Origin of the sequence: Mycobacterium sp., assembly GCF_035314905.1 — a bacterium.
Lineage (GTDB): Bacteria > Actinomycetota > Actinomycetes > Mycobacteriales > Mycobacteriaceae > Mycobacterium.
The window spans coordinates 1-3,478 of record NZ_DATFYW010000145.1 but is presented as its reverse complement, the minus strand read 5'-3'; the positions used below and the strand labels follow the sequence as shown (position 1 = coordinate 3,478).

Here is a 3,478-nt window from a genome sequence, read left to right as displayed (position 1 = left end):
CCGGCGACGATCCGTAACACCGTGCCCAGCGTGTGCGGTGTGTCGCCGCTGAGCTCCCACCACCGCGGGAGGACGAAGACGAAGTACAGAACGCCGGCGGCGATCGAGAACGACGCGTGCCAGATCACCGCTGCAGTGCGGCCCATACCCCTCCTCGGTGCCTTTGGTACGGATGCGACCAACTCGATGTTTTCGCTGCTCGCACCCCGTGCCGAGTGCGGAGGATGCGGGATTTGAACCCGCGAGGGCTATTAACCCAACCCGCGTTCCAGGCGAGCGCCATAGGCCACTAGGCGAATCCTCCGTCGGCCATGGTAACCGACCCCCCAACCGCGGCCGGGCGCCCGCGGCGACATCACGAGGTCGCCGCCGGGGCAGGTACTACACTCTCGGTGGACCCCGTGCGGCGTCTATCCTGTGAACTCCCCCAGGGCCGGAAGGCAGCAAGGGTCAACGGGCTCTGGCGGGTGCGCGGGGTCCCCACAACGTTTTGTCGGGATTTGTGGGGGTCCAACCGCTCGCTCGAGGTGAAAGGCGCATGGTGTCGTTTACTTCCCTCGGAAGCGACGAGTTGCTGGCCCAGCACCATCTTCAGCAGCAGAACTACACGGCTCTGCGGACCAAGAAGCTCGCCCTCGACCTGACCCGGGGCAAGCCTTCGCCGGCACAGCTGGACCTGTCCAACGCGCTGCTCAGCTTGCCCGGGGAGGACTACCGCGACGGCGAGGGCACCGACACCCGCAACTACGGCGGGCTGCACGGGCTGCCCGAGCTGCGCGCGGTCTTCGGCGAACTGCTCGGCATCCCGGTCGCGCACCTGATCGCCGGGAACAACTCCAGCCTCGAGATGATGCACGACATCGTCGCGTTCTCGATGCTGCACGGCGGGGTCGATTCGCCGCGGCCGTGGAAGGACGAGCCGAACGTCAAGTTCCTGTGCCCGGTGCCCGGCTATGACCGCCACTTCGCGGTCACCGAAACCCTGGGCATCGAGATGGTCGCGATCCCGATGCGCGACGACGGCCCGGACGTCGATCTGATCGAGGAGCTTGTCGCCGCCGACCCTGCGATCAAGGGGATGTGGTGCGTGCCGGTGTTCTCCAACCCCACCGGCGTGACGTACTCCTGGGAGGTCGTGCGCCGGCTCGTGCAGATGCGCACCGCGGCCAACGACTTCCGGCTGTTCTGGGACAACGCGTACGCGGTTCACACGCTGACCCATGACTTCGTCCGCCAGGTCGACGTGCTCGGGCTGGCCGCCGCCGCGGGCAACGAGAACCGGCCGTACGTGTTCGCGTCCACGTCGAAGATCACGTTCGCCGGGGCCGGGGTCGGCTTCTTCGGCGGCTCGCTCGGCAACATCGCCTGGTACTTGCAGTACCTGGGCAAGAAGACGATCGGGCCGGACAAGGTCAACCAGCTGCGTCACCTGCGTTTCCTCGGCGATGCCGACGGCGTGCGCCTGCACATGCAGCGCCACCAGCAGCTGCTGGCGCCGAAGTTCGCCCTGGCCCTGCACCTTCTCGAAGACCGCCTGGGCGACTCCAAGATCGCGTCGTGGACCGAGCCGAAGGGCGGCTACTTCATCAGCCTGGACGTGCTGCCGGGCACCGCCCGCCGCACCATCGCGCTGGCCAAGGACGCCGGGATCGCGCTGACCGAGGCGGGTGCGGCGTTCCCGTACCGGAAGGACCCGGAGGACAAGAACATTCGGCTCGCCCCGACGTTCCCGTCGATGCCGGACCTGGCGCAGGCGGTCGACGGGCTGTGCACGTGCGCGCTGCTGTCGGCCACCGAGTCGCTGCTTCTGCGCAGCTAGTCGGCGCTGGGTTCCGGCTGGTCCTTGTGAGTCACACGATGTCGGTAGCCTGCTGACGTGGCCCTGTACCGCAAGTATCGACCGGCGACCTTCGCCGAGGTGGTGGGCCAGGAACACGTCACCGAGCCGCTGTCCACCGCGCTGGAGGCGGGCCGCATCAACCACGCCTACCTGTTCTCCGGGCCGCGGGGGTGCGGCAAGACGTCGTCGGCGCGCATCCTGGCCCGCTCGCTGAATTGCGAGAAAGGTCCCACCGCGACGCCGTGTGGCGTGTGTGACTCGTGCGTGGCGCTGGCGCCCAACGGTCCCGGCAGCGTTGACGTGGTGGAGCTCGACGCGGCCAGCCACGGCGGCGTCGACGACACCCGTGAGCTGCGTGACCGGGCGTTCTACGCGCCCGCGCAGTCGCGCTACCGGATCTTCATCGTCGACGAAGCGCACATGGTCACCACCGCGGGCTTCAACGCGTTGCTGAAGATCGTCGAGGAGCCGCCCGAGCACCTGATCTTCGTGTTCGCGACCACCGAGCCCGAGAAGGTGCTGCCGACCATCCGGTCCCGCACCCACCACTATCCGTTCCGGCTGCTGGCGCCGCGCACGATGCGGGCGTTGATCGAGCGCATCTGCGCGGGCGAGGGAATCACGATCGACGACGCGGTGTACCCGCTGGTGATCCGCGCCGGCGGCGGCTCACCGCGCGACACGTTGAGCGTGCTCGACCAGCTGCTCGCGGGTGCCGAGGACGACCGGATCACCTACCCGCGGGCCCTGGCCCTGCTCGGGGCCACCGACGTCGCGCTGATCGACGACGCGGTCGACGCGCTGTCGGCCGGCGATGCCGCCGCGTTGTTCGGTGCCGTCGAGTCGGTGATCGACGCGGGGCACGACCCGCGCCGCTTCGCCACCGACCTGCTGGAGCGGTTTCGGGACCTGATCGTGCTGCAGGCCGTCCCCGACGCCGCCGCCCGCGGCGTGGTCGACGCACCCGGGGATGTGCTGGACCGGATGCGCGACCAGGCGTCGCGGATCGGCACAGCCACGTTGACGCGCTACGCCGAGGTCGTGCACGCAGGTCTGGGCGAGATGCGGGGCGCGACGGCCCCGCGGCTGCTGCTGGAAGTGGTGTGCGCGCGGCTGCTGCTGCCGTCGGCGTCCGACACCGAGTCGGCGTTGCTGCACCGCGTCGAGCGCATCGAGCACCGCCTCGAGATGTCGATCCCCGGTGCCGAAGCCGCTGCCGCGGCGGCGCCCGCGCCGGTCGACCCGCCACCGGCTGTCGTCACCCCGGTGCCCGTAGCCGGCGACGCCGACGCCGCCGCGGCGGTGCGACGCCAATGGACCACCGTGCTGGAGAAGGTCCGCGAGCGCAGCCGCACGCTCGATGTGATGCTGGCCGGCGCGTTCGTCCGGGCCGTGGAAGGCAGCACGCTGGTGCTGATGCACCAGTCGGCGCCGCTGGCCAAGCGGCTCGCCGAGCAGCGCAACGCCGCCGTGATCGAGGACGCGCTCAAGGACGCCCTCGGCATGGACTGGCGGGTGCGTTACGAGGTCGGCTCGGGTGCGGTGGAACCGGTTCAGCCGCAGCGCGACGACGAGGACACGATGCTGGCCGAGGCCGGCCGGGATGCGGTCGTCGACGCGCCGCGCCGCGACCCCGAG

Annotated in this window: 2 protein-coding genes, 1 tRNA gene, 1 other RNA gene and 1 pseudogene; 3 read left to right on the top strand and 2 right to left on the bottom strand. The window is 69.9% G+C overall.

Annotated elements, in window-relative coordinates:
- Together VKG81_RS12750 and VKG81_RS12745 are read right to left on the bottom strand one after the other, a co-directional pair.
- Positions 1–146: pseudogene (locus tag VKG81_RS12750) on the bottom strand (hypothetical protein); the annotation flags it as partial.
- A gap of 72 nt (positions 147–218) precedes the next feature.
- Positions 219–304: transfer RNA gene (locus tag VKG81_RS12745), tRNA-Ser, on the bottom strand.
- A gap of 87 nt (positions 305–391) precedes the next feature.
- Here VKG81_RS12745 and ffs point away from each other — a divergent pair.
- The 3 genes from ffs to VKG81_RS12730 all read left to right on the top strand — a co-directional run.
- Positions 392–486, top strand: an RNA gene (gene ffs, locus VKG81_RS12740) — signal recognition particle sRNA small type.
- A gap of 55 nt (positions 487–541) precedes the next feature.
- The gene (locus tag VKG81_RS12735; RefSeq protein ID WP_324396426.1) at positions 542–1,819 is read left to right on the top strand and encodes an aminotransferase class I/II-fold pyridoxal phosphate-dependent enzyme; all 1,278 of its coding nucleotides are present in this window, start codon (positions 542–544) and stop codon (positions 1,817–1,819) included.
- 57 nt (positions 1,820–1,876) lie between these two features.
- Positions 1,877–3,478: DNA polymerase III subunits gamma/tau (locus VKG81_RS12730; RefSeq protein WP_324396424.1), on the top strand; the 1,602-nt coding region annotated here is incomplete at its 3' end.